Consider the following 25,113-nt stretch of genomic DNA (forward strand, 5'->3'; position numbering starts at 1 on the left):
CGCCGCTACAACTGGGCCTCGATCGCAACCTTGTCGATCACCGACCAGACCTGCACGATCCTCCCGTCGCGGAAGTCGTAGAACACGTTCTCGGCGAAGGAGACGCGCTTGCCGTTGACGCCGAGACCGAGGAACGCGCCCTTCGGCGAACAGTCGAACGCCAGCCGGCTCGCGACATGGGACCCATCCGACACCAGCAGAACGATGTTGAAGCGAAGGTCCGGGATGTCGCGAAAGTCCCCTTCCAGCATCGCGCGATAGCCGGATAACCCGAGCCGCCGGCCGTTGTGGCACACATCCTCGTCAACGAACTGACCGAGTTGCAGCCAGTCCTGGCGATTCAAACAGGCAATGTAGTTCCGGTAGATCTCGGCGAGGTCCGTTTTCATCATCGATCGTCCTCCTTGCCGCGGGTCCAGATGACTATTGAGCATGGGAGTGTGATTCTAACACCGATGTTAGTTTCGACTCCGATGTCCGATGGCGCGAACAAAACACTCAGCCGGCGTGCACGTGAAAGCGCGACGTCCCGAAGAGACAGTGCGATTGCCGCTTCGGCAAACAATTTCTCAAAACGCGCGGAATGTCTCCCGCGATCGGGAGTTAGTGCTTCAGGTCAATAACTGTCCTTGTCAAATCGGAGGCGTACATGATCAAGTCACCGATGATGCTTGCGGCATTCCTGACAGCGCCGATCATTCTGTTCCCACCGCAGACCGCCGTCGCGGCTGGCGGAGGTGGCGGCGGTGGTGGTGGTGGCGACCCATACGGGTCGAGCTACGGCACTCCCGCGCCGTCCTATCCCCAGCAAAAGGACAGAAAGACCACGCACAAGATCAAGAAGCCCGTCAAGCAGTCCGGCTTCGAAGACCCGGCGTTCCGCGACGGCTATCGCGCAGCCTATGCGACAATCTACGAACGCAACGACTACACCGCCGCGATCGATCAGTTGCACGCACTCGGCCGCGATGATCAGCCGAACGTCGCGAACCTGATCGGCTACTCCTATCGCAAGCTCGGCGACTACAAGCAATCGCAGGTCTGGTACGAACGTGCGCTCAAGGCCGATCCGAACCACGTCCTGACGTGGAACTACTACGGCCTGTGGCAGATCGAACAGGGAAACCGCGACCAGGCGCAGTATCATCTGCAGCGGATCGCCGAGATCTGTGGCACCGACTGCGAGGAGTATCGGACGCTGGCGGCGGCACTGGAAAAGCCGCCGGGTACGAACCTCGTCTACTGAGCGCGTCGCGTAGCCCGCATGAGCGGAGCGACATGCGGGGAAGGACCGGCCCCGGATGTCGCTGTCGCTCGTCCGGGCTATGCCTGTGAGCCGCATTGTTCGCGTGTCCGTTTTTGCGGGAATTTCGCCGTTTTGGTCGACGTGGCCGGCGAGTAGCTTGCGTGCCGGGCGACGCACGCGGATACGTTGAGATCGATCATCATGACCTGGCGGCTTCTCGCGTGGAGCGGCATCGCCGTTGCCGCGCTGGTTCCAATCATCGGCGGCATCTGGCTCTTCACCCTGCCCGCCGCATCGGCGTTCCGCGTTCCGCCTCCGATCGCCAAGGCCGAGCAGGATGCAACGCTCGCGGCGCTGAAGCCGCCGAAGCGGTCGCGCCCGCTGATCGCGATGCTCGGCATCAACGACATGACCGAGACCACCGACTATCTGATGCCCTACGGCATCCTCAAGCGCGCCGATGTTGCCGATGTCGTCACGCTGGCGACGGGACCCGGTCCGGTCGCGCTATTCCCGGTGCTGAAGGTCGAGCCTGATGCGACCATCGCCGCATTCGACGCCGCACATGGCGACGGCGCCGACTACGTCATCGTGCCGGCGATGAGCCGCGACGACGATCCGGCGGTCATGCAATGGGTCCGGCAGCAGGCGGAGAAAGGCGCTGTGATCGTCGCCGTCTGCGCCGGCGCCAAGGTGCTCGCCTCGACCGGCCTGCTCGACGGCCGGCGCGCCACCACGCACTGGTTCTACCTGAAGAACTGGCGCAGCAAACATCCCGCCATCCAATACGTCGCCGACCGCCGCATCGTGGTCGATCGCGGCGTCGCGACGACGACCGGGATTTCGGCCTCGATGCCGATGTCGCTGACCCTGATCGAGGCGATCGCCGGCCGTACCAGGGCTGAGGCCGTCGCGCGCGAGATCGGCCTGCCCGGCTGGGACGCGCGGCATGACAGCAACGCCTTCAAGTTCACGCGTCCCTTCGCGCTGACCGCCATCCGGAACACGCTGGCGTTCTGGAACCGGGAACAGCTCGGCCTCGCGCTGGCTCCCGGCGTCGACGAGGTCTCGCTGGCGCTGGTCGCCGACAGCTGGTCGCGCACCTACCGCTCGCATGCCGTGACGTTCGCCGCGACCGGCGACGCGGTGACGACCCGCAACGGCCTGCGTATTTATCCGCAAGTCGTGGCGCCGGATTGGTCCGCAGATCGTCTGCTGCCCGCGGTCGGCACCGCGTCGCCCGCGCAGGCGCTCGACCGGGCGCTCGCCGGGATCGAGACACGCTATGGCCGTGATACGGCGGACTTCGTCGCCATGCAGCTCGAATATCCACGGGCTGACGCCGTGCAGTGAGGGATTGCGTCCCCAACAGCCTATTCGATCCTCCATCGACCCCATTGTCATCTGCCTGTCATGAATTGTGCCGACACGTCAGCGTCGGACCAGTTCGGGGACACGCATGGACTATTTCAAACGCTTCAACTTCCTGTTCGCTGCGCCGGTGTTCGAGGCCGACGACCTCGAGGGCATCCGCTTCAACCAGATCATCGCCGAGATCGAGCGCTCCGGCTTCGAGGTGGTTCGTGCCCGCAAGCTGGAAGATGCCGAGATCGCGGTGCAGACCGACGCCGCGATCGGCTGCATGGTGGTCGATTGGGGCAAGAAGGGCCTTGAGGGCAAGACCGCGGCGCTGATCAACCTGATGCGCCGGCGCGGCCTCGACTTCCCGATCATCCTGTTGATCCGGCGCAAGCGGTTCGAGGACCTGCCGGTCGAGGTGCTCGATTTCATCGACGGCTACGTGTTCCTGTCCGAGGAAACCCCGCCCTTCATCGCCAAGAACCTGATCTCCAGGCTGAAGCAATATGCCGAGAATTTGAAGACGCCGTTCTTCGGCGCGCTGGTCGACTATGCCGAGGAAGGCAACCAGCTCTGGACCTGCCCGGGCCACAATGGCGGCGTGTTCTACAGCCGCAGCCCAATCGGACGGGTGTTCGTCGAACACCTTGGCGAAGCGGTGTTCCGCGACGACCTCGACAATTCCGTGCTCGACCTCGGCGACCTCCTCACCCACGAAGGGCCGGCGCTGCGGGCGCAGAAGGAGGCGGCCCGGATCTTCGGCGCCGAGAAGACCTACTTCGTGCTCAACGGCACCTCGACCTCCAACAAGGTCGCGCTCGGCTCGCTGGTCACCGACGGCGACCTCGTGCTGTTCGACCGCAACAACCACAAGGCCGCGCATCACGGCGCGCTGCTGATCGGCGGCGGCATCCCGGTCTACGTGCCGACGGTGCGCAACGCCTGGGGCCTGATCGGGCCGATGCGCTGGGACCTGCTCGACGAGGGCACGCTGCGCGACCACATCCGCAAGCACCCGCTGGTCAAGGACGAGAACGCCTGGAAGAAGGAGCGTCCGTTCCGCGTCGCCGTGGTCGAGCAGTGCACCTATGACGGCACCATCCACTCGGCCGAGATGATCCTCAAGCGGATCGGCCATCTCTGCGACTACATCCTGTTCGACGAGGCCTGGGCCGGCTTCATGAAATTCCACCCGATCTATGCCGGCCGCTTCGCCATGGGACTGTCCGATCTCGGCCCCGAGGCGCCCGGCATCATTGCGACCCAATCGACCCACAAGCAGCTCGCGAGCTTCTCGCAGGCCTCGCAGATCCACATCCGCGACCGCCACATCAAGGGCCAGAAGCGCCGGGTCGAGCATCGCCGCTTCAACGAAAGCTTCATGCAGCACGCCTCGACGTCGCCGTTCTACCCGCTGTTCGCCTCGCTCGATGTCGGCGCGCAGATGATGAAGGGCCGCTCCGGCGAAGTCTTGTGGGACGACACGATCCGGCTCGGCATCGAGCTGCGCAAGAAGATCCGCGCCGTGAAGCGCGAGTTCGAGGAGAAGGAGACGCGCCCCGAGCGGCGCTGGTTCTTCGAGCCGTTCGTGCCGGACCGCGTGAAGATCCCCGACGTCGCGCGCGAGAACGGCGTGCACAATGTCGCCTGGGAGACGATCTCGACCGATCAGCTCGCGACCAATCCGTCCTACTGGCAGCTCAGTCCCGGCGAGACCTGGCACGGCTTTCCCGAGCTGACCGCGGGCTTCGCCATGACCGACCCGAACAAGCTCACATTGCTGACGCCGGGCTTCGATCACGCCACCGGCGCCTACACCGATCACGGCATCCCCGCGCCGGTGGTGGCGCAATATCTCCGCGAGAACCAGATCGTCGCCGAGAAGAACGACCTCAACTCCCTGCTGTTCCTGCTGACGCCCGGTGTCGAGGCCAGCAAGGCCGGCACGCTGGTGTCGGGGCTCGTCGCCTTCAAGAAGCTGCACGACGACAACGCGCTGATCGAGGACGTCATCCCCGAATTCTTCCGCCGCCGCCCGCAACGCTATAGCGGGGTGCGGCTGCGCGACCTCTGCGGCGACATGCACCGCTTCTTCCGCGACGGCGGCGTCAGCACGCTGCAGGCCAGGCAATTCCTGCCCGAGCACCTGCCCGAGATCGCGATGTCGCCGCGCCAGGCCGCACAATATCTCATCCGCAACGATGTCGACTACCTGCCGATCGACCAGATCTTCGGCCGCGTCGCCGCGACGCCATTCGTGGTCTACCCGCCCGGCATCGCCACCATCGTGCCCGGCGAGCGGCTGTCGGAACGCAGCAAGCCGATGATCGATTATCTCAAGATGTTCGAGGCGAGCTTCAATGCGTTCCCCGGCTTTGAGGTCGAGGTCCAGGGCATCTACAAGGAGATCGACGACTCCGGCCGCGTCCGCTTCTACACCTATGTCGTGTCCGAATAGGCGAACGGGCGCAACACAATGGAGAATGATCACAAGATCACCGTCCGCCCATCCCGCGACAGCGACGTCGACGCCATGCTGTCGATCTACCGCCACCATATCCGCCGCGGCGTCGAGGAGAGCGTCGACGACAGCGGCACGCCGGAGCCCGACGATCTGCGCGACCGCCGCAAGAATCTGCGCAACACCCGCCTGCCCCACCTCGTCGCGATCTCTGACGGCGAGGTGGTCGGCTATGCCTATGTCGTGCTGTTCCGCAAGCGTCCGGCCTACCGCTACACGGTGAAGCATTCGATCTATGTGCATCACCGCTTCACCGGCCAGCGGGTTGGCGGCCGGCTGCTGCAGGAGTTAATCGACACCTGCGCCGCCGCCGGCTTCCGCCAGATGATCGGCTACATCGACAGCGACAACGCCGCCTCGCTCGCGCTGCACGACCGCTTCGGCTTCGCCCGCGTCGGGCATTTGCCCGGCGTCGCCTATCGCTATGGCCGCTGGTCCGACACCATGATGGTGCAGCGCTCGCTCGCCGCCGGCGCCACCGCCCCGCCGCCCCCCGCGCCGCTGTCGCGACGGTGATGGGCACGACACTTTCCATTCGTCGTCCCGGCGAAGGCCGGGACCCATAACCACAGGATTGGATTGGCAAGGAAGGCTGTGGCCCCAGCGTCGCGCAATAATCACCTTCGGTGGTTATGGGTCCCGGCCTTCGCCGGGACGACAGCGAATGTGTTGCGCGGCCGGTGAGTCATACACCGGCATTCTCGCGGCCTCTGCAGCGCGAGTTTTGCATTTCGTTTCGCCGCTCTGATGACAGAGGGCGCAGGGAAAGCCGGATGCCGATCGCACCCATGGGTCCCGAGTAATCCTGCAGGCTGCAAGGCGCAAGCGACCTGAACGCCCTACTCCAGCGTAAAGCCGACCCGCAGCGCCACCTGATAGTGCCGGATCTTGCCGTCCTCGATATGGCCCCGCGTCTGCACCACCTCGAACCACTTCATTTCCCGGATCGTCTTTGACGCGCGGCTCACGGCGTTCTCGATCGCCGCCTCGATGCTCTTGTCCGATGATCCGACCAGTTCCAGGATTTTGTAGACGTGATCCTTGTCGTGCGTGGCGGGCATGTCGACCTCCTCTGTGGATGCGCGATCCGGACCGCTTGCGCTGCGGTTCGGACAGTCCATCGTCCGATGCGGGCCGGCCATCGTCAAAACCGACGAATGCTGCGCGGCAACACGCCGGACGAATTGAATCAACGTGTCGCGGCGCCTTTGGTGCCAGCATGCATTTCGTGCCAGCTGCGCACCCGCCCTTGTCCGTGCCTTGACCTATGGTAGCATGGTTTCATCAAGTATTCGGGAGCGATACGATGTCCACTGCGTCCAGCTCACCCGCCACACCTCCTCACAGCCTCGGATCCGGGCTTTCCAACCTCCGCGCCAAGTGGGGCTGGATCGTCGCCCTCGGGGTGATCTACCTGATCGCCGGCGTGCTCGCCTTCGGCAGCGTCTTCTTCGCCACCGTCGTCAGCGTGCTGTTCGTCGGCGCCATGATGATCGTCGCCGGCGTCGCCGAGATCATCAACGCGTTCCAGTTCAAGACCTGGGGCAAATTCCTGTTCTGGCTGCTGCTCGGCGCGCTCTATGTCGTGGCGGGCTTCATCACCTTCGAGAACCCGCTGCTCGCCGCGGCGACGCTGACGCTGTTCCTCGGCATCGCGCTGGTGGTGTCGGGCATCGTCCGCATCTTCCTCGCGTTCGGCATGAACTCGGAAGCGCCCTGGGGAATGGTCGCGATCTCCGGCCTGATCACGCTGGTGCTCGGCGCCATGATCCTGGCGCGCTGGCCGGTCTCGAGCCTCTACGTGCTCGGCATCTTCCTCAGCGTCGACCTGATCTGCGCCGGCGTGAGCTGGATCAGCATGGGCATGGCGCTGAAGCGCAGGGCGTGAGGCGCGATCGTCGCCTCAGGCACGATCGACGGGTGGGTTAGCCAACGGGTCCGCTCGCAGGGCGGCCCGATGGCAAGCTCCGCGTGACGCGCCGCACGTTTCATGCGCGGAGAGATGGCGGGTTACGCTTGCGCTAACCCGCCATACCCTCAATCCACCTGCAAGCCTCAGGGCTGCGCGAGGTGCCAGGCGCCGTTGAGAAAACCGTCGCCGGTGATGTCGCCGGCCTTCTGGTCCTTGGCGAAGGTATAGAGCGGCTTGCCCTTGTAGGCCCACTGCTTGGAGCCGTCGTCACGCGAGATGATGGTGTAGCCGCCTTCGGCCTTGTCGCTGGCGTCCGCCTTCAAGACCGGCCAGTTCGTCGCGCACGGGCCGTTGCAGGCCGACTTGCCTTCGGAATCCTTGTCGAAGGTGTAGAGCGTCATGCCCTTGGCGTCGGTGAGGACGGAGCCCTTCGCGGTGGTTCCGGTCTTGGTCGGCGGCGCGGCAAAGGCCGCCGAGGCGAACGCAAGCGACACGGCGGTGGCGAGCGCGAGCGAGATCGATGTCTTCATGATGTCTCCTGTTCGAATGCAAATGGCTTGCATGCGTAAGGACGCCGAAGGGCGCGCACTATTCCGCTGACGGCGCGCGAAGAATTTTCGGGACGGCGATCAATGCGAGGGGAATAAAGCCGCAGGCGCGTGCCGATACCGTCCCGTAGCCCGCATGAGCGGAGCGACATGCGGGAGCCGCCCCGGATATCGCGGAGCCTGTCATCGGGCGCGCGTTCGCGCGACCCGTTGGCTCATCCGGGCTACAACACCGAATATGCTACCGCCTGATTTCCTCGACCGCGCGCACCAGCGGGCGGTCGGAGAGCTGGATCGGGCCGGAGAACGGCGTGCTCATTTCGAGGATCAGGTAAATCGCGGCCGAGATCAGCGCCGCGGCGGCGACGGTGGTCGAGATCACCACTGCGTTGCGCGGCGCGCGAAAGCCGAGGGTTGCGAACATCAGCGTCAGCCACCCGACCAGGATGCAGATCAGCGGCGACGGAAACGAGCCGTCGGACTGCTCGACAAAGGTCCAGCGCTGCTGCACCGCCTGCCGATAGACCGAGCGCGCGTCGTTCCACAGCGCGACCTTCTGCTCGTCGTCGAACCGCAGCTCGCGCAGGCTGGTGCCGACCTCGTCGAGCAGGCGCTCGGACACCGCGCTTGCCCTGGAGATCGGAACATCCTTGAGCACCTGCTCGACATAGGCGAGCAGCCGCTTGCGCGGCTCGTCGGCGCTCGGACCGAGCGGCCGCAGGCCGCGATCGAGCAGGATGAGGTCGGTGGCGAAGACATGCAAATTGCGGTCGACCGCCACATAGGTGTTGGCGGCACTATTCATCATCAGGCCGAGCAGCAGCGACGGCATGGTGACGAACAGCGTCGCGACCAGGCGTACCGAGGTGTTGGTCTCGTCGCTGCGGTGATGATCGGCGAGCCGGGCATGGATCGCCATGGTCGCAAGCGCGGCGCCGCCGAGCAGGGTGAAGATCAGGACGGCGACGATGAATGCAACCACGGCTTGCGAAAACCTGCGAGAGAATCAGGTCCGCAGGATAGCAAGGGACGCCCAATGGTGCATGTCCGGTTGACTAGCCGCCCCCACGCGCTATCCAGTCCGGACAGTTTGGGGGACGCCCGGCGAGAGCGCGAGGGGCGCTCCAGAGGAGATACCACGTGCATATCGTCGACGACAGCGAGGTCAACCGCGTCCTGAGCTTTCCGATCCTGATCGAGGCGATCGAGGCCGCGCACCGACGGCCGAAGATCGCGGTGCACGACGGCTATCTCGGCGACGACAAGGGCCAGCAGCTGGTGACGCGCAGCGCGGTCGATGCCGGCCGCTTCATGATGACCAAGCTCTACACCAGCTTTCCCGGCAACCTCGCCCACGGCAAGCTGCCGGCGGTTCAGGCGGTCTGCGTGCTGTTCGACGGCAATGACGGGCGTCCGCTCGCGGTGATGGACGCCGCCGAGATCACCCATTGGAAGACCGCCGCGGACTCCGCCCTCGGCGCAAAACACCTGGCGCGGCCGGATGCCGAGACGCTGCTGGTGGTCGGCGCCGGCGAGATGGCGCGCTGGCTGGTGCGCGGCCACCGCACCGTGCGGCCGCGGCTGAAGCGGGTGCGGGTCTGGAACCGGACAGTTGAACGCGCCCAGGAGCTCGCCGCGCTGCTGGAAGGCGACGGCATCGCGGCCGAGGCCGTCTCCGATCTCGACGCCGCGACACGCGAGGCCGACATCATCACCACCTGCACCCGCTCGCGCGAGCCGCTGGTCAAGGGCGCCAACCTTAAGCCCGGCACCCATCTCGATCTGGTCGGCGGCTTCACCCCGGAGACCCGCGAGTCCGACGACGAGGCGGCGCGGCGTTCGCGCATCTTCGTCGACCGCCGCGAATCCGCCTTCGATGGCGTCGGCGACATCCTGCAACCGATCGCGAGCGGTGCGATCACCGAGAGCGACGTGCTCGGCGATCACTACGATCTCGCCGGCGGCAAGGTCGCCGGGCGGCTGTCGGATAGCGACATCACCTTCTTCAAGAACGCCGGCGGCGGGCATCTGGATCTGATGACCTGCGAGACGGTGCTTGCGCAGCTGGGGAAGGAGCTGCGGTAAGCGGAACTGTTCTGTAGCCCGCATGAGCCAACGGGTCGCACGAATGCGCGCCCGATGACGGGCTCCGCAACATGCGGGATCAGCCTCCCCCGGATATCGCTTCGCTCATCCGGGCTACATCTACATCTCGCGCAGCCAGACCTCGCCGATCGAGTGATCGGCGCGCTTGCGCAGCACGACGTCGGCCCGCGTCCGCGTCGGCAAGATGTTCTCCCTGAGATTGGCGCGATGATGCTCGCGCCACAGCCGCTCCGCGACCTCGCGCGCGTCACCCGGCGGCAGGTCCCTGTAGTGGTGGAAATAGGAGGCGGGATTCCGGACGCTGTCGGCTGCAACCTGAGGAAGCGTTCGACATACCAGGACTGGATGTCGGCCTCATCGGCATCGAGATAGATCGAGAAGTCGAAGAAATCCGACACCACCACCGGCGCCGTGCCGCGCGCCAGCAGCACGTTGAGGCCCTCGAAGACCAGGATGTCCGGCTGCCGGATGACCTGGCGTTCCGACGGCACGATATCGCCGATCAGATGCGAATAGACCGGCAGCTCGAGCTCGCGTTCGCCCGCCTTCGCCGCCGCGAGAAATCGCAGCATGCGCGGCAGGTCGTAGCTCTCGGGAAAGCCCTTGCGCCGCATCAGCCCGCGCTCTTCGAGAACACCGTTGGCATGCAGAAAGCCGTCGGTCGTCACCAACTCGACCCGCGGATGATCGGCCCAGCGGGCCAGCAGCGCGCACAGCACGCGGGCAAAGGTGCTCTTGCTGACGCCGACGCTGCCGGCCAATGCAACGATGTAGGGCGAACGGCGTGCCGGGCGGCCGAGAAACTCCGCCTTGACGTGCGCGAGGTTGCGCGCCGCCGCGAAATGCAGGTTCAACAAGCGCGTCAGCGGCAGATACACGTCGCTGACTTCGGCGGAATTGATCGGCTCGTTCAAGCCGCGCAACGCCGCGAGATCGGCGTCCGAGAGCGTCAGCGACGTGCTGGCGCGCAAGGCCGCCCAATCGCTGCGGCCGAAGATCATGTAGGCGGACAGCTCGTCGGGGTGGGTCATCTTAGCCGTTCACGGTGAGCCTGATGCGGCGAGTAGCCCGCATGAGCGAACCGACATGCGGGAAGCTCTCCCCCGGATATCGCTTCGCTCATCCGGGCTACACGGTAACCGCTGTAGAACCGCAGGGCGGCTTGCGAACCGCAACCCGCCCTACGTTCCCTACTCCGCGGCCTGCTGCGTCGGTGCGTCCAGCACCTCCGACACTTTCGGCGGAGACATCGGCAGACTGTAGAAGCGTTTGCCGAGCGCGTTGTGGACGGCGTTGGCGACCGCGGCCATCACAGGCACCAGCGGCACCTCGCCGACGCCCTTGACGCCCTGCGGATGCTTCGGGTTCGGCACCTCGACCAGCGCGCAGTCGAGCATCGGCAGGTCGGAGCAGACCGGCATGCGATAATCGAGGAAGCCGGGATTATCGACCTTGCCGTCCTTGTTGTAGATGTACTCCTCGTTCAGCGCCCAGCCGATGCCCTGCGCGACGCCGCCCTGCAGCTGGCCCTCGACATAGCTCGGATGCACGGCGCGGCCGACATCCTGCACGGCGGTGTAGCGAACGACGCGGACGATGCCGAGATCGACATCGACCTCGACGTCGCAGATATGGGTGCCGAAGCCGCCCTCGGCGCCTTGGGTGTTGAGCTGCACGCTGGCGCCGATCGGACCGCCCTGCGACGGCGCCTTCTCGGCGAGATCGGCGAGCGTCAGCGGCTCGAACTGGCCGGCATTCGGGCTCACCGGATGCGCGGCGCCGTTCTCCCACTTCACGGCTTCAGGGTCGATCTCCCAGACCTTCGCCGCGCGCTCGCGCAAGGTCGCGATCACCTTGTCGGCCGCCTGCGTCACCACCATCGAGGAGGCGAACAGCACGCGGCTGCCGCCGGTCAGGTTGGAGAAGCCGACGGTCTGGGTGTCGCCGATGATGACGGAGACGCGCTTGTAGTCGATGCCGAGCAGCTCGGCGCAGATATTGGCGATGCCGGCGCGCGAACCGCCGATGTCGGGATGCCCTGTCGTGACGACCACGTTGCCGTCCTCGGTGATGTTGACCTGCGCGGAGGATTCACCGCCGGCGTTGAACCAGAAGCCGGAGGCGACGCCCCTGCCCTGCAGCTTGCCGAGCGGCGCGGCATAATGCGGATGGTTCCTGGCGGCTTCCAGCGTCTCGATATAGCCGATGCGCGGGAACACCGGGCCGTGCGCCGCTTTGGTGCCTTCCTTCGCCGCGTTCTTCAGCCGCAGCGCTAAGGGGTCCATCTTGAGCGCCTCGGCAAGCTCGTCGAGCACGCATTCCACCGCATAGGCGCCGATCGGCGCGCCGGGCGCGCGATAGGCCGCGACCTTGGAGCGATTGGAGCAGACGTCGAACCCCTCCGACAGCACATGCGGAATGTCGTAGGGCGCGAAGCTGCAGCCGACCGCACCGCGGATCGGCGAACCCGGGAAGGCGCCGGCCTGCAGATAGAAGCTGCCATGGGCGGCGACGATGGTGCCGTCCTTCTTGGCGCCGATCTTCACCGTGCTCTTCGAGCCCGAGGTCGGCCCCGTGGCGCGCATCACCTCCTCGCGCGTCATCACCATCTTGACCGGGCGACCGGATTTCTTGGCGAGCAAGGTCGCGAGCGGCTCGAGATAGACGATGGTCTTGCCGCCAAAGCCGCCGCCGATCTCGGCGGGGATGGCGCGGATGTCACTCTGCGGGATGCCGGTCAGCATCGAGGTCATCGCGCGCACCATGAACTGGCCCTGGCTCGACGACCAGATCGTGGTCTTGCCGTCGGCCGCGACCGAGATCAGGCAGGCATGCGGCTCGATATAGCCCTGGTGCACCGGGCGCGTGGTGAAGGAGCGCTCGATGACGACTTCGGCATCCTTGAAGCCCTGCGCGATGTCGCCCTTCTTGGATTCGAGGCGGCCCATGATGTTCGAGGGCTTGCCCTCGAATCTGTTGAACTCGTGCAGGATCGGCGCATCCGCCTTCAGCGCGTCGTCGATCTCGATCGCCCAGGGCAGCACCTCGTAGTCGACCTCGATCAGCTTGCAGGCTTCCGCCGCGATCGCCTCCGTGGTCGCGGCGACGGCGGCGACGGGATGGCCGGGGAACAGCGCCTTGTCGCGCGCCATCACGTTGCGGCACATCCAGCGCATGTCCTGGATGCCGAGCATGACGGCGCCCTTCTCGATCGTGAAGTCGACGATGTCGCGCGAGGTGACCACCGCCTTGACGCCGGGCAGCGCCTCGGCCTTGGCGGTGTTGATCGACCTGATGCGGGCGTGCGGATGCGGGCTGCGCAGCACCTTGCCCCAGATCATGCCGGGCATGGTGGTGTCGGCGGCAAACGCCGCGCGGCCGGTCACCTTGTCGACGCCATCGGGCCGGATGGTGCGCTGGCCGATCCATTTGTTGTTGACGACGTTCATGGGCGGGTCTCCACCATTCCTTGCCGCATTTCAGCCGCGGTCTCCATCACCGCGCGGACAATCTTGTCGTAACCGGTGCACCGGCAGAGATTGCCGGCGAGCCAGAAGCGGACTTCCTCTTCGGTCGGGTTGGAATTTTTGGCGAGCAGCGCCTCGGAGGCGACCAGCATGCCCGAGGTGCAGATGCCGCACTGGAGCGCGGCATGCTCGAGGAACTTCTGCTGCAGCGGATGCAGCCGATCGCCCTTGGCCATGCCCTCGATGGTCCCGATCTCGTGGCCCTCGGCCTCAGCCGCGAGCATCAGGCAGGAGCAGACCAGGCGGCCGTCGAGCGTGATCGAGCAGGCGCCGCAATCGCCGGACGCGCAGCCCTCCTTGGAGCCGGTGAGCCCCAATTGCCCGCGCAGCGCGTCGAGCATGGTCTCGTACGGCTCGCACAGGAACTCGACCGGCTCGCCGTTGACTGAGGTGGTGACGTGCAGTTTCGCCATGGTGCTAGTGTCCTCCCGCGCGCTGGGCGGCGATCGCGGCGGTGCGCTTGAGCAGCACGCCGGCGGTTTTGGTCCTGTAGGCGATGGTGCCGCGCTTGTCGTCGATCGGACGACAGGCGGCGCGGCACGCGGCAGCGGCGGCTTCGAGCGCGGCATCGTCGAGCTTCGAGCCGATCAGCGCCTGGGCGGCAGGCTCAACCAGCAGCGCGGTCGGTGCCACTGCACCGAGGCCAACGCGGGCCGCGGTACAGACGCGATCCTTCAAGGTCAGGCTGACGCCGATGCCGACCACCGCGATGTCCATCTCGGTGCGCGGGATCATCCGCAGGTACGCGTCACCCGAGCCTTTCGGCCGCGGCGGTAAAGTGAAGCTGACCAGGATCTCGCCCGGCTTGAGGTTGGTACGGCCAGGTCCGGCCGGCACATCCTCAACCTTCATGTCCCGCCGGCCGTTCGGACCCTGCACGGTGACGACGGCACCCGCCGCGATCATCGCCGGCACGCTGTCGCCGGCCGGTGAGCCGTTGCAGAGATTGCCGCCGGCGGAAGCGCGGCCTTGCACCTGCTTGGAGCCGATCAGGTTCACGGCCTCGAGCACGCCGGGCCATACCTTGCCAAAGCGCGCATGCTCGGCGAGCTCCATGCCGGAGACGGCGGCACCCACGCGGAAACCGCCATCGGCGGTTTCGCTGATTTCGGTCATCTCGCCGATCTTCTTGATGTCGACGATCAGTCCCGGCCGCACCAGGCCGGAGCGCATTTGCACCAATAAGTCGGTGCCCCCTGCCATAACGCGGGCGGCACTCCCGGCGGCAGCAAATGCGCCAATCGCTTCGTCAAGCGTGCGCGGTGCTACGTATCGGATATCGGTCATGACGGTTCTTTCGGTCTCCCTCGACTGCTTGTTCCCTTAGGATTTGCGGGATGTGGCCTTATTGCTGGCCGGCAGACCGCGAGCCTACACGGCGGATCGGGGTCCGAACAGCCTGCGAGGTGCGGCAGGAAGCGCAGGCTCCTATGCAGGATGCGGACTTGTGCGTGCCGGCGGCGGCGCGCGGCCTATGCTTCGTGGCGCTCGCGACCGGCCGCGACGAGGCCGCCAACCAGATCGGTCAGGCCTGACCGCGTTTGCCGGAGCCGATACCAAGCATCGAGAACATCCCGATGATGAGCAGCGCCGCCGGAATGCACCACCACAACACATAGCCGAACATGTATTCGAAGATCGTGCGCCGGTAAGGGGGAAGCGGATTGGGCAGCGCGCCGGCACGCTGCATCTGCTCGATCTTCTCCTGCGAGAGCTCGTGGTAAACGTTGAGCGGGCGGCCGTTGAGGTCTCTGCCGGAGCCCTTGACCATCAGGGCATAGTAGCCCGTCATCTTGTAGGGCAGGATGAAGGAGTGCGTGAGGCTCACATAGCCTAGCGCGAGGGCTTCGCCCTTGGGACCCTTCTCGGTCAGGTCCTGCAGCTGCTGATAGCTGTATCGCGTGCCGAACTCCGCGGCGCGTACGTCCTGACCGGACACTGCCATGCCGATGAACATGAGAAGAACGAGCAGACCGCGGCGCATGGCGTCTTGCCTCTCAAAGGGACGCGGCGGTTCGACCGCCTAATACTCATCAGGCAAGCTACCGGAAAGGTGTCCAACCCCGGCTAACCCAGGCGATACAAGTGTCAGCAGCCGGTTAAGTCCTCCTCAACCTCGTCGGCGCGTGCTGCTCGCGGCGAAGCCCGGAACCAACGCCTGCTCGGCGACCTGCTCAAGCAGTGAGCGCACACGGCTGCGCAACCTCGCAACCGGACCAAACGCGATGGCGCGGCTCTTGCTTGCTTTCAACAACGGATTGGTGAAGCATGCCGGCGCAATGACAGATCGGGAGACGGCGAATGGTCGAATTCTCGCGCAGAACGCTCCTCAAGCTTGCGGCCGGCGTACCGCCGGCCATCGCGGCGCCGGCCATCCTGTCATCGCGCGCCCTTGCCGCGGGCAAGGGCAAGACCATCACCGCCGTGATGCATTCGGACCTGCGCATCATCGATCCCGGTTTCACCACCGCCTACATCACCCGCGACCATGGCTACATGGTCTACGACACACTGCTCGGCATCGATTCGAGTTTCAAGGTCCGCCCGCAAATGGCGGACTGGACGATCGCGGACGACAAGCTCACCTACACCTTCACGCTGCGCGACGGCCTGAAATGGCATGACGGCGCGCCCGTCACCGCGGAGGACTGCATCGCCTCGCTGAAGCGCTGGACCGCCGTCGACGGCATGGCGCAGAAGCTGGCCGAATTCACCGCTTCCCTCGAGGCGAGCGGGCCGAAGACGATCGTGCTCAAGCTCAAGGAGCCGTACGGCCTCGTGCTGGAGTCGCTGGCAAAGCCTTCCTCCTATGTCGCCTTCATGATGCCGAAGCGGCTCGCGGAGACGGCGCCGGGCAAGCAGATCGCCGAGCAGATCGGTTGCGGGCCGTTTAAATTCATACAGGCGGAATTCCAGCCGGGCGTGAAGGCCGTCTATGAGCGCAACGCCGACTACGTGCCGCGCAAGGACAAGCCGGATTGGCTGTCGGGCGGCAAGGTCGCGAAGGTCGATCGCGTCGAATGGGTCACGATGCCCGACGCGCAGACCGCGATCAACGCGCTGCAATCCGGCGAGATCGACTTCCTGGAACAGCCGTCGGTCGACCTGCTGCCGGTGCTCGAGGCGAACTCCGACCTCACCGTGGCCGTGCTGAACAAGTTCGGCTTCCAGATCGAGGGCCGGATGAATTTCCTGCACCCGCCATTCGACAACGCCAAGGTCCGCCGCGCCGCATTCCTGGCGATGAACCAGAAGGACGTGCTCGACGCCACCGTCGGCAACGCGAAATATTACGAGATCTGCGGCTCCTATTTCGCCTGCGACACGCCGCTCGCCAGCGACGCCGGCGCCGAGACGCTGATCAAGGGCAACGGCATGGCCGAGGCGAAGAAGGCGCTGGCCGCCTCGGGCTATGACGGCACGCCCGTCGTGATCATGATCCCCGGCGACGTGCAGACGCTGAAGGGGCCGCCGACGGTCGCGGCGCAGCTGTTGCGCGCGGCCGGCTTCAACGTCGACGCGCAGGTGACGGACTGGCAGACCGTAGTGAGCCGCCGCGCCAGCCAGAAGCCGCCCAAGGAAGGCGGCTGGAACCTGTTCTTCACCTTCACCGGCGCGACCGAGGTGATGAACCCGATCGTCAACAACCAGATCGCCGCCAACGGCAAGCGGGCCTGGTTCGGCTGGCCCGAAGACGCCAAGCTCGAGCAGATGCGCGACGCCTATGCGCGCGCCACCTCGCCCGAGGAGCAGAAGAAGGTCGCGGTCGAGATTCAAAAGCAAGCCTACGAGCAGGTGATCTATATCCCGCTCGGCCAGTTCCGCTTGCCGAGCGCCTGGCGCAAATCGCTCACCGGCGTGCTGGAAGGCCCGGCGCCGCCGGTGTTCTGGAACGTCGACAAGACCGAATAGGATCGGCGGCGCAAGCGACACGCGCCGCTGATCAACGTTGGACCAGCCGAGGCACGTCGGAAGGTTCATCGTTTCACCGCCGAGGCGCTTCACTGCTCCCCCTTGCGGGCGCCGCAAAATATCGAAAACAACCCCATGCAAAGTAGCCGGCGGCTGCCGGCGTTCGACCGGGCACGTTCGACCGGGCAACTTGACACGTCGGGCAAATCAGGAATATATTTCCAATATTCCGAAATCAGCCTCCCCCTCCAGCCGAACCATTGGCTGCTACTGCGCATCATTCGCAGCACCCCAGCCTTGCCGATAACGAGGGCGTGGGCTCACAAAAGTCCGCTTCCGACGGCGACGCAGCAATTGCCATGCTGGATCGTCGTCCACTGCTTTTGACCGATTCCGTTGAAAAAGGCCGGCAGTTTTCGTTGTAATAGCTCCGTCGCGACGTGGCCGAACTGCTCTACCGACCCTATGCGAGCCTCGGGCTGGGCATCGGGATCAGCTTGGCCATCTTTCGAAGGTTCTGGGCGGTGGCTGCGAGGATGAACTCGTCGCGCGCGCCGTTTGGGCCTCGTAAACGCAAACGGTCGAGCTTGAGAATGCGCTTGAGGTGCGCGAACAGCATCTCGATTTTCTTGCGGAGCCGGCGCGAGGTGCCTCCCTCCCACGACCTTGCGATCTGGCGCGCCATGTCGCGAGCGCCCTCATAGATCGAGCGCGGCACTCTCCGTGAAGCCTGCTTGGGGCAACACCGAGCCTTCAATGCGCATCGATCACAATCGCGCTTGCTGGCGAGGTAAAGCATGGTGGCACCATCATTCACCAACGTTCCGGTCGTGGTAAGAACTTTGCCACCAGGGCAACGATGGATGTCCCCAGCATGGTCATAGGCGAAGTCGTCGCGCGAGAAGATCCCATCTGTGCGGGCCGACTTGTCGAAGACTGTAACGTGCGGCTCGATGCCGTGCTCATAGACCAGCCAGCCGAGCATCTCGGCCGAGCCATAGCCGCTGTCGCCGAGGAGCCGGCTCGGATAAAGATCGAACCGTTCGAGCGAGCGCTCAATCATGCGCTTGGCGGCCAACACCTCCGCCTGCCGGATTGCCGTCGTTGCCTCAACATCGACGATGATCGCATTCTCGATGTCGATCAGGTAGTTCGTCGAGTAGGCGAAAAACGCTTGGCCGCCGTGCGCCCCCGTCCAGCGCGCCGCCGGGTCGGAGGGCGACACGAACTTCGGGGTAACCTCGGTCGCGGCTCCGAAAGCGGCATCATCGAGGACAGCCAGATACTCATCGATTGCTCGGCCGGCAGCCTCCGGCGGAAGTCCCTTGTCGCCTTCGATCCCCTTCTGCCGATTGGCATCGGCCTTGATCAGGCTCGCATCAACTGCAAATCCTTCACCGCCGACCAGTCGCTCCTCGATGCAGCGGCACAAGACGCTCTCGAACACGTGACGGAAGAGGTCGCTCTCCCGGAAGCGGCCATGCCTGTTCTTGGAGAATGTCGAGTGATCCGGCACCGCCCCATCCAGACCGAGCCGGCAGAACCACCGATAGGCCAGATTGAGGTGGACCTCATCGCACAGCCGCCGCTCCGATCGGATGCCGAAGCAGTAACCGATCAGGAGCATCCGGATCATCAGCTCGGGATCGATCGAAGGTCGGCCGATCCTGCTGTAGAAAGGCGCCAGCTCCTGCCTGACCCGTTCAAGGTTGACAAACCTGTCGATCGACCGGAGCAAGTGGTCGGCGAGGATATGTCTTTCGAGCGAGAACTCATAGAACAAAGCAGCCTGGTCGACTTGTCGATGCCCCATCATGATCTTCAGTCCTGCCAACTAGACAGACTGAATCACTGATATCACTGCGTCGCAACAGCCGTCTTTTTCAACGGAATCCGCCCGTTCGAGACATCCAGCGATATCCGCTCTGTGGCCGCCATCGGGGGAAAGCGGAAGTCCCCCGGCGCGCGCAATTTTGGGCACAGACTGGCACGGCTATCCAGTTGCCGCGGGTCGGTTACCGGCTTCTCGCACGAGCGTTCGCGCGCCATCGCTCCGGGAGGCTCTGCGGCGAGGCGGCCGGTTTCCACTGCAGGGACACGACCCAGTTGTCGAAGACCGTGTTGAAGCTCCCGGACTGGTACGAGAAGTTCTCGCCCGCCGGCCAAAAGTAGCCGGCCTCGGCTGCGTAGGTAAAGAGCGTCCAGGTATGGGGCTTCTTCCAGAACGCGTTGCCGCCGTCCGGGTCCCCGTCGAGAGCGCTGAAATCGAGGAAGAGCCAGAGAGGTGCATTCTTGGTGCCGAGGTTCGTATCCGGCGAGTTGAACTGCAGCGCGTTCCAGTAGATCCCAGGTCCGGCTCCGGGATCAGCATCGTCCACGAGCTTCTGCAGCCGCCAATAGAAGCTCGCGTCGCCGGTCATAGTGGTCTCGCCGGTGAACGTGATTAGGCCAGCCTGCGGGCCTGCCTGGATGATGCCGCTGATTGAGGTGGTCCCGCTGATTGTTCCGCTCCCTTGTAGTGTGCCGCCGGGAGCAGGCGAATCGGTGCCGGTCGCTGCAATGGTGACCGGGCCCGAGACCGTCCCACCGTTCATGAACAGTGTGCCCGACTCGCCGACAACAACCGCGCCGGTCACCGTGCCGGCGACCTCCAGCGTCGCCGCGTAGGATACCAGCACCTCGCCGGCACCCGTTGCTGATCCACCGGTACCGCCGGCAATCAGCGTACCCCCATTGACCCTGATCAGACCGGAAAGCATGCCGCTGCTGTCTGCACTCAGGGTCAGCGTGCCGGGACCGAACATCGTCAGGCCCGCCGATCCCTCGATGGCGGCTGCGATCTGCGAACTACCGCCGGTAGCATTGGTGTAGATCAGGCCTTCTGCCGCGCCGAACGAAAGGCTCGCAGTAGCGATGCTGCCGCCGTTCATGATGAGGCCCGCGGCGTCGCCGCTCGCCTGGCTTCCGACCAGAATGCTCGCATCGCCGCCCGTAATCGCCCCGCCGTTCACTTCGAGCGCCGCCACCTGCGGCACACCGCCGCTCTCGACCGCCTGGCTGTCGACGACCTCGTAGACGGCATCGGCCGGAACATCGTTGATGCTGACATTGGTCGACGACACGGTCGCCGCGCTCGCGAAGCCCTCGGAGGGCGAATAGGTCAGGAACTTGCCCGAGCTGGCCGCGTCGTCGTCCTCTCCGAGAATGTAGGGAGCGACGATCCCGTTCATGACGACGGGCAGGTTTGCTCCCGTTCCTGCCACGAACACCTGTTGCGTCAGCCCAAGCTGGGCCATGCCGCCGCCCGGCACGATAACAAGAGTTCCGCCGGAGTTGCGGACAATGTTCGTCAGGGTACCGTCGTCATTGCCCCCGATTACGACGCGATAGTTGCCGCTTCCGAAAAGCTGCAAGGCGCCTCCCGTAGAGCCGATGACGAACGTCGCCAGAGATCCCGAGGCGATCTGCACATCGACCGTCGCGCCGTCCGAACGAAGCTCGAGTATTCCGCCGTTCGTCACCGTCACCCTGAAGCTGCCAAATGGTGTGCCGGATGTCCGGGTACTTGCCAGCGTCCCAGCGCCTACGGTGTTGTGTCCTATCAGCTGGTTCGTGTTGGTGAGCAGGAGCGTGCCTTCGCCGTATTTGTGGAGGCCGCCCAGCCCGGAGATCGGCGCGACGACGGTCAGCGTGCCGCCGTTCGTATTGATGACCTTAGGCTGGTTGATCGTCCAAGTGCTGGGTTCATATCCGGATGTCGAGGGCAGCGCCGACGGCGAGATCGCCCAAGCTTGCCCCTGCCAGAGCACGGCGTAGACGCCCCACCCGGTGAGCGCGTCGGTGACGACCTGGCTGTAGTCTTCGGAGGGTAGCGGCAGATTTTCCAGCGTCCATCCGCTGGGCATTTGCGCGATCTGGACGGTCTGCGGATTGCTAGACGGGAGGTTGGGTACGTTCTCGAACGAGGCGGGGAAAGCGTTGTTGATGGTGATCGTGCCGCCCGTCAGGTTCACCGTGAGCGGCGCGAGGACGTGGCCGCCGTTATTTTCCATGTATCCCTTCGTCGTCTGGGAAACGGAATACCAGCCAACCGCGAAATTGGCCAAGACGATCGTCTGCGGACTCTCGGACACGTTCGTGGCCAACTGATCGGCAAGCCACGCGAGGTCCGGATTAGAAGTGCTCGTCAAATTATAGAGATCAGGCCCGATTCCGCAGGCCGACAGATAGTCGGCCATCCCGCTCGTCATGCCGTCCACGAAGCTGCCGCTCTCGCTCGACGTCCGCACCAAGCCCGCGACCACCCTTTCAAGGTTGATCGCCACGGGGTCGTCTTCGCCATCGTAGACCACAGGAGCAACCTGCGTGAAGCCGTTTGCCGACAGCCAGTAAAGGCCCATGACCATCGACGTCGGGCCGCAATAGGCTTCACCGTCCCCCGGCAGGCTCTGCCCGAAGGGCCCGAAATCGGTCTGGATGATCGAAGGCGTGCTCTTGATGGGGTCTTTCCACATGGGGCTGGTCCACTCCTGTCCGACAAGGCCACGGTACGCGCTTGACCCGCAGGTTAATGTCCCGTTAATTGCGAGACACAACTTGTGAATACTTTAGCGTGTAGATACACTCCAAGAGTGTAGAGCGGAATCTTGAAAGTACGCAAGCTGGGTCTCCAGCCTGGCCGGCAGGGACGGCTTAGGAGTTCAAGCGCGGGCGCCGAGCGGCAGCATGTTCATCGTGAGTGGCGCATATCTGCCACCAGCGGCGATGTCCTGCGCAGGGCCTGATAACAGGTGGTGTCGCGGCCGGTCCGCGTAACGCGAACGTCTACTTCTGAGGCGTGCTGCGAATCCTGGAAGTAGCACCTTTGAGATATGGCGACCGGCTCTGAAGATGTCCGTTCATTGGGGTAGACCGGAAGTACCCGACTGATTGCTAAAACGGCGCCTTTGACCCTGGCTGTGTGAAAACGCTGGGCTGCTGTTATGATTCTCCTGTGATTCTTTGGGGGAATCGATGAGGCGCTTCGTTGAAGAGGCGGATCGTGGACAGCGGTCGCTGTTGCCCGAATGCCTCGATGACTTCATTGACGAGAGCAACCCTGTTCGCGTGATCGACGTATTTGTCGATGCGCTCGGTTTGGCTGAGATGGGCTTTGAGGGTGTGGAGCCGGCGGCCACCGGTCGGCCGTCGTACCATCCCTCGGTGCTCCTGAAGCTTTACATTTACGGTTATCTGAACCGGGTACAGTCGAGCCGGCGGCTGGAACGAGAGGCCGGGCGCAACGTCGAGGTGATGTGGCTGCTGGGTCGGCTCGCTCCCGATCACAAGACGATTGCGGACTTCCGCAAGGACAACGGCCTGGCGCTGCGCAGGGTATGTGCGCGCTTCGTCGAACTCTGCCGAGAGATGGGTCTGCTGGCGACGGCGAGCGTCGCCATCGATGGCAGCAAGTTCAAGGCCGTGAACAACCGGGACAGGAACTTCACGCGCGCGAAGATGGAGCGACGGCGTGCTCAGTTGGAGGAGAGCGTCGCGCGCTATCTGAGCCAACTTGACACGGCCGACCGCCAGGAGCCGACCGAGGCCCTGGCCACGAAGGTGACGAGGCTTACCGAGAAGCTGACGAAACTGAAGGAGGAAATGGGCAAGCTTGCCGTCTACGAGAAGCAGATGCTTGCGTCACCCGACCAGCAAATCTCCCTGACCGACCCCGACAGCCGCTCGATGGCGACGAGCGGGCGCGGCTCTGGTGTTGTCGGCTACAACGTACAGGTCGCCGTAGACACCGAACACCATCTGATTGTGACGCACGAGGTGACGAACAGCGGCTCGGATCGGGCACAACTTGCCAATATGGCCAAGCGGGCGAAGGCTGTTCTGAAGACTGAGACGCTCGAAGCTGTAGCCGATCGCGGCTACTTCAACAGCCCAGAGATCCTTGCGTGCCACGAAGCGGGCATCACGGTAACTCTGCCCAAACCGCTAACGTCCGGCGCTAAGGCAGACGGACGCTTCGGTAAACAGGACTTTGCCTATTTGCCAGAGGAGGACGTCTATCGCTGCCCGGCCGGGGAGCGGCTATCATATCGCTATACGAATGAAGAAGACAGCAAGGTGCTGCGGCGCTACTGGACCACGGCCTGTCAAAGCTGTTCGCTCAAGACCCAATGCACGCCTGGGTCAGAACGGCGGATTACGCGATGGGAGCATGAGCATCTGCTCGAGGCTGTGCAGCAGCGCCTTGATGCAAGCCCGCACGCCATGCGTCAGCGCCGCGAAACTGTCGAGCATCCGTTCGGCACCATGAAGGCCCGCATGGGAGCGACACACTTCCTCACCAAAACGCTTCCGAAAGTGGCGGCCGAAATGGCGCTCTCCGTCCTGGCCTACAATCTGACACGGGTCATGAACATCGTCGGGATCAAGCCGCTGATGGCTGCGATCGCGGCATGACACCAATCCAGTCCCGACTGCCTCGGGACTGGCGTTTTTACACGACCAAGACCCAGAGCGGAAATCAGAGCTCGATCGCTGGTGAAAATCACCGAACGCAGCAGCACGCGCCGTGTCGGGTTGCTCGCGGCCGCGCGTTGCGGTCGGGCAACACTTTCTGGAAAAGCGTAGCGCCTACGGCTTCCGCCCATTGCGCATTTCCATTTTGATCCGAATGATCGATGCCGTCGCGTGCTGGGCGGTGCAACAGGGCTCGGATCGAGCCTTTGGAGGCTACGGGGTGATGAACCCGCGGCGAATTGCGACTCCGGAGTTGTGCGGGACGGTCGTTCTCGCAGGTTGGCTTTTTGCCTGGCTTGCCGGCTCTGCCGGCATCGGGAACAGCGGCGCAGTGTCCATCGAGGACCTCGCACCATCTCTCGCCGCCAACGCCGAACTGGCTGATACGCGACAGGCCACGGCAGTCGACAACGTCACCAAAGTGAATGCTGAAGCAGCGATGGCTGCAGAACCCCTAACGGGGCCGGCGTCCGACACGATGGCCCCGCCGCAGGCAGGCGTCATGGGTAACGCTGTCGCCAACGCCGATGCGGCGATGGCGGTTGAATCGGTGCCGGCGACGCCCCCTGATGCGACAGCAACCTCGAGCGAGCCGAAGTCAATCGTCGTGGCTGCCTTGCCGGATTCGTCGCAGACGCTGCCGGTCGAAACATCGCCGGTGCAAGCGGCGACGGCGAGCCCGCCTCCAGTGTCTGGTGACACCGAGGAGGCCGCGAGACCCCTGGGATATTTTCGAGGAGTGCCTCGTCGTCGATGTCTGCATCGACCGGTACCTGTGGGCGCTCTACCAGCGGACGCCGAAGCAAGACACCATCAGCGTACAAGAGCAGCGGAAAGTGACCGTCAAGAAGAAGCGCAAGACGGTGACTGTCACCAGGACGTTCACCAGGCGCGTCGATAACGATTTCACGTGGAAAGATCCGAAGGCGGCGGAACGAGTGGGCATGCCGATGATCGACTACGTGATTGGAGGGGTGGATCGAAACTTCAAACTCAAGCTGTTTCACGCACTTTACGCGGCGGAGCAGGCCGGGTTGGCGCCCGGCATCACCAGCGCGTTCCGCGATGACTACCGTCAATCGATCGCGAGCGGCCTGAAGGCGGCGTCCGACAAGTCATACCATGGAGGGAGCTTCCGCGGCGGCTATGGCCACGGGCTTGCCGTCGATGTCGTGAGCGTCAAAGGCGCGACGCGGGCGGAGCGTTGGGTCTCCACCGAGGCCCTTTGGAAATGGATCGATGCGCGTGGACCGGATTTTGGAATCGGGCGACCGTATCTCGATCGAGATCCACCGCATGTCGCGCCGATCGACGGCAAGGAATACGCCGCTCACCGCGGCGGGACGAAAGCTCAGCACGCGGAAGCGGATCGCAAGAAGCGCGACCGGGGCGCTGTGCGGGTCATGGCGAAACGATCAAAGACCGCAAAGGCGTCGAAGGGGAGAACGATCTGATCGGGTTCAGCTGCG

Annotated in this window: 19 protein-coding genes and 1 pseudogene; 9 read left to right on the plus strand and 11 right to left on the minus strand. The window is 64.4% G+C overall.

What is annotated here, in order from left to right; all coding sequences use genetic code 11:
* Window positions 1-5 precede the first annotated feature (5 nt).
* Window positions 6-392, minus strand: a complete 387-nt coding sequence (locus ACVW1B_RS19060; RefSeq protein ID WP_456822026.1) for an ester cyclase — start codon at window positions 390-392, stop codon at window positions 6-8.
* 257 nt (window positions 393-649) lie between these two features.
* On the opposite strand from ACVW1B_RS19060, the gene ACVW1B_RS19065 reads away from it, so the two are divergent.
* The 4 genes from ACVW1B_RS19065 (at window position 650) to ACVW1B_RS19080 (ending at window position 5,642) form a co-directional block, all read left to right on the plus strand.
* Entirely contained in the window at window positions 650-1,246 is a 597-nt protein-coding gene (locus ACVW1B_RS19065) for a tetratricopeptide repeat protein (RefSeq protein WP_375162608.1), read from the plus strand.
* Between the two features lie 201 nt (window positions 1,247-1,447).
* Window positions 1,448-2,599, plus strand: coding sequence for a DJ-1/PfpI family protein (locus ACVW1B_RS19070; RefSeq protein ID WP_456822027.1), 1,152 nt, complete (start codon window positions 1,448-1,450; stop codon window positions 2,597-2,599).
* A 106-nt stretch (window positions 2,600-2,705) separates the two neighbouring features.
* Entirely contained in the window at window positions 2,706-5,063 is a 2,358-nt protein-coding gene (locus ACVW1B_RS19075; RefSeq protein WP_456822028.1) for an Orn/Lys/Arg family decarboxylase, read from the plus strand.
* An 18-nt stretch (window positions 5,064-5,081) separates the two neighbouring features.
* Entirely contained in the window at window positions 5,082-5,642 is a 561-nt protein-coding gene (locus tag ACVW1B_RS19080) for an N-acetyltransferase family protein (protein ID WP_456822029.1), read from the plus strand.
* A gap of 323 nt (window positions 5,643-5,965) precedes the next feature.
* Here the strand turns inward: ACVW1B_RS19080 and ACVW1B_RS19085 are convergent, their stop codons facing one another.
* Complete coding sequence (locus ACVW1B_RS19085) at window positions 5,966-6,187, minus strand: dodecin (RefSeq protein WP_026192947.1); 222 nt, start codon at window positions 6,185-6,187, stop codon at window positions 5,966-5,968.
* A gap of 245 nt (window positions 6,188-6,432) precedes the next feature.
* Here ACVW1B_RS19085 and ACVW1B_RS19090 point away from each other — a divergent pair, with 245 nt between their 5' ends.
* Window positions 6,433-7,014 carry an HdeD family acid-resistance protein gene (locus tag ACVW1B_RS19090; RefSeq protein WP_057017581.1) on the plus strand — a complete coding sequence of 194 codons (582 nt, stop codon included), beginning with the start codon at window positions 6,433-6,435 and terminating at the stop codon, window positions 7,012-7,014.
* A 167-nt stretch (window positions 7,015-7,181) separates the two neighbouring features.
* On the opposite strand, the gene ACVW1B_RS19095 is transcribed toward ACVW1B_RS19090, so the two are convergent.
* Window positions 7,182-7,568, minus strand: a complete 387-nt coding sequence (locus tag ACVW1B_RS19095) for a COG4315 family predicted lipoprotein (protein ID WP_210262721.1) — start codon at window positions 7,566-7,568, stop codon at window positions 7,182-7,184.
* 259 nt (window positions 7,569-7,827) lie between these two features.
* Entirely contained in the window at window positions 7,828-8,568 is a 741-nt protein-coding gene (locus ACVW1B_RS19100) for a bestrophin-like domain (RefSeq protein WP_253608040.1), read from the minus strand.
* Between the two features lie 158 nt (window positions 8,569-8,726).
* Here ACVW1B_RS19100 and ACVW1B_RS19105 point away from each other — a divergent pair, with 158 nt between their 5' ends.
* Window positions 8,727-9,671 carry an ornithine cyclodeaminase family protein gene (locus ACVW1B_RS19105; RefSeq protein ID WP_253608039.1) on the plus strand — a complete coding sequence of 315 codons (945 nt, stop codon included), beginning with the start codon at window positions 8,727-8,729 and terminating at the stop codon, window positions 9,669-9,671.
* 120 nt (window positions 9,672-9,791) lie between these two features.
* On the opposite strand, the pseudogene coaA reads toward ACVW1B_RS19105, so the two are convergent.
* The 5 genes and pseudogenes from coaA to ACVW1B_RS19130 form a co-directional block, all read right to left on the minus strand.
* Window positions 9,792-10,723 (minus strand): annotated as a pseudogene (coaA, locus tag ACVW1B_RS19110) (type I pantothenate kinase).
* A 159-nt stretch (window positions 10,724-10,882) separates the two neighbouring features.
* Entirely contained in the window at window positions 10,883-13,141 is a 2,259-nt protein-coding gene (locus tag ACVW1B_RS19115; protein WP_456822030.1) for a xanthine dehydrogenase family protein molybdopterin-binding subunit, read from the minus strand.
* Window positions 13,138-13,632, minus strand: a complete 495-nt coding sequence (locus ACVW1B_RS19120) for a (2Fe-2S)-binding protein (protein WP_253608036.1) — start codon at window positions 13,630-13,632, stop codon at window positions 13,138-13,140. Before ACVW1B_RS19120 ends, ACVW1B_RS19115 begins: the two co-directional genes overlap by 4 nt.
* 4 nt (window positions 13,633-13,636) lie before the next feature.
* A complete protein-coding gene (locus tag ACVW1B_RS19125) occupies window positions 13,637-14,497 on the minus strand; it encodes an FAD binding domain-containing protein (RefSeq protein ID WP_253609983.1) in 861 nt (286 codons plus the stop codon).
* A 247-nt stretch (window positions 14,498-14,744) separates the two neighbouring features.
* Complete coding sequence (locus tag ACVW1B_RS19130; protein WP_253608035.1) at window positions 14,745-15,203, minus strand: hypothetical protein; 459 nt, start codon at window positions 15,201-15,203, stop codon at window positions 14,745-14,747.
* A 317-nt stretch (window positions 15,204-15,520) separates the two neighbouring features.
* Here ACVW1B_RS19130 and ACVW1B_RS19135 point away from each other — a divergent pair, with 317 nt between their 5' ends.
* Entirely contained in the window at window positions 15,521-17,131 is a 1,611-nt protein-coding gene (locus tag ACVW1B_RS19135) for an ABC transporter substrate-binding protein (RefSeq protein WP_456822031.1), read from the plus strand.
* 463 nt (window positions 17,132-17,594) lie between these two features.
* On the opposite strand, the gene ACVW1B_RS19140 is transcribed toward ACVW1B_RS19135, so the two are convergent.
* Both ACVW1B_RS19140 and ACVW1B_RS19145 read right to left on the minus strand, forming a co-directional pair.
* On the minus strand, window positions 17,595-18,947 hold the full coding sequence (locus ACVW1B_RS19140; RefSeq protein ID WP_456822032.1) for a transposase: 1,353 nt from the start codon (window positions 18,945-18,947) through the stop codon (window positions 17,595-17,597).
* A 199-nt stretch (window positions 18,948-19,146) separates the two neighbouring features.
* Complete coding sequence (locus tag ACVW1B_RS19145; RefSeq protein ID WP_456822033.1) at window positions 19,147-21,645, minus strand: hypothetical protein; 2,499 nt, start codon at window positions 21,643-21,645, stop codon at window positions 19,147-19,149.
* Window positions 21,646-22,144: 499 nt separating this feature from the next.
* Here ACVW1B_RS19145 and ACVW1B_RS19150 point away from each other — a divergent pair, with 499 nt between their 5' ends.
* Window positions 22,145-23,584 carry an IS1182 family transposase gene (locus ACVW1B_RS19150; RefSeq protein ID WP_253607763.1) on the plus strand — a complete coding sequence of 480 codons (1,440 nt, stop codon included), beginning with the start codon at window positions 22,145-22,147 and terminating at the stop codon, window positions 23,582-23,584.
* 896 nt (window positions 23,585-24,480) lie between these two features.
* Window positions 24,481-25,098, plus strand: coding sequence for a hypothetical protein (locus ACVW1B_RS19155; RefSeq protein WP_456822034.1), 618 nt, complete (start codon window positions 24,481-24,483; stop codon window positions 25,096-25,098).
* The last annotated feature ends 15 nt before the right edge of the window (window positions 25,099-25,113 follow it).

The sequence above is a fragment of the Bradyrhizobium sp. USDA 4502 genome (genome assembly GCF_054063355.1).

Coding starts and splice junctions, on each gene's coding strand:
- ACVW1B_RS19080 (WP_456822029.1), top strand. CDS start 5,082: ATGGAGAATGATCACAAGATCACCGTCCGCCCATCCCGCGACAGCGAC.
- ACVW1B_RS19065 (WP_375162608.1), top strand. CDS start 650: ATGATCAAGTCACCGATGATGCTTGCGGCATTCCTGACAGCGCCGATC.
- ACVW1B_RS19140 (WP_456822032.1), bottom strand. CDS start 18,947: ATGATGGGGCATCGACAAGTCGACCAGGCTGCTTTGTTCTATGAGTTC.
- ACVW1B_RS19095 (WP_210262721.1), bottom strand. CDS start 7,568: ATGAAGACATCGATCTCGCTCGCGCTCGCCACCGCCGTGTCGCTTGCG.
- ACVW1B_RS19115 (WP_456822030.1), bottom strand. CDS start 13,141: ATGAACGTCGTCAACAACAAATGGATCGGCCAGCGCACCATCCGGCCC.
- ACVW1B_RS19075 (WP_456822028.1), top strand. CDS start 2,706: ATGGACTATTTCAAACGCTTCAACTTCCTGTTCGCTGCGCCGGTGTTC.
- ACVW1B_RS19090 (WP_057017581.1), top strand. CDS start 6,433: ATGTCCACTGCGTCCAGCTCACCCGCCACACCTCCTCACAGCCTCGGA.
- ACVW1B_RS19130 (WP_253608035.1), bottom strand. CDS start 15,203: ATGCGCCGCGGTCTGCTCGTTCTTCTCATGTTCATCGGCATGGCAGTG.
- ACVW1B_RS19145 (WP_456822033.1), bottom strand. CDS start 21,645: ATGTGGAAAGACCCCATCAAGAGCACGCCTTCGATCATCCAGACCGAT.
- ACVW1B_RS19060 (WP_456822026.1), bottom strand. CDS start 392: ATGATGAAAACGGACCTCGCCGAGATCTACCGGAACTACATTGCCTGT.
- ACVW1B_RS19150 (WP_253607763.1), top strand. CDS start 22,145: ATGAGGCGCTTCGTTGAAGAGGCGGATCGTGGACAGCGGTCGCTGTTG.
- ACVW1B_RS19070 (WP_456822027.1), top strand. CDS start 1,448: ATGACCTGGCGGCTTCTCGCGTGGAGCGGCATCGCCGTTGCCGCGCTG.
- ACVW1B_RS19120 (WP_253608036.1), bottom strand. CDS start 13,632: ATGGCGAAACTGCACGTCACCACCTCAGTCAACGGCGAGCCGGTCGAG.
- ACVW1B_RS19135 (WP_456822031.1), top strand. CDS start 15,521: ATGGTCGAATTCTCGCGCAGAACGCTCCTCAAGCTTGCGGCCGGCGTA.
- ACVW1B_RS19085 (WP_026192947.1), bottom strand. CDS start 6,187: ATGCCCGCCACGCACGACAAGGATCACGTCTACAAAATCCTGGAACTG.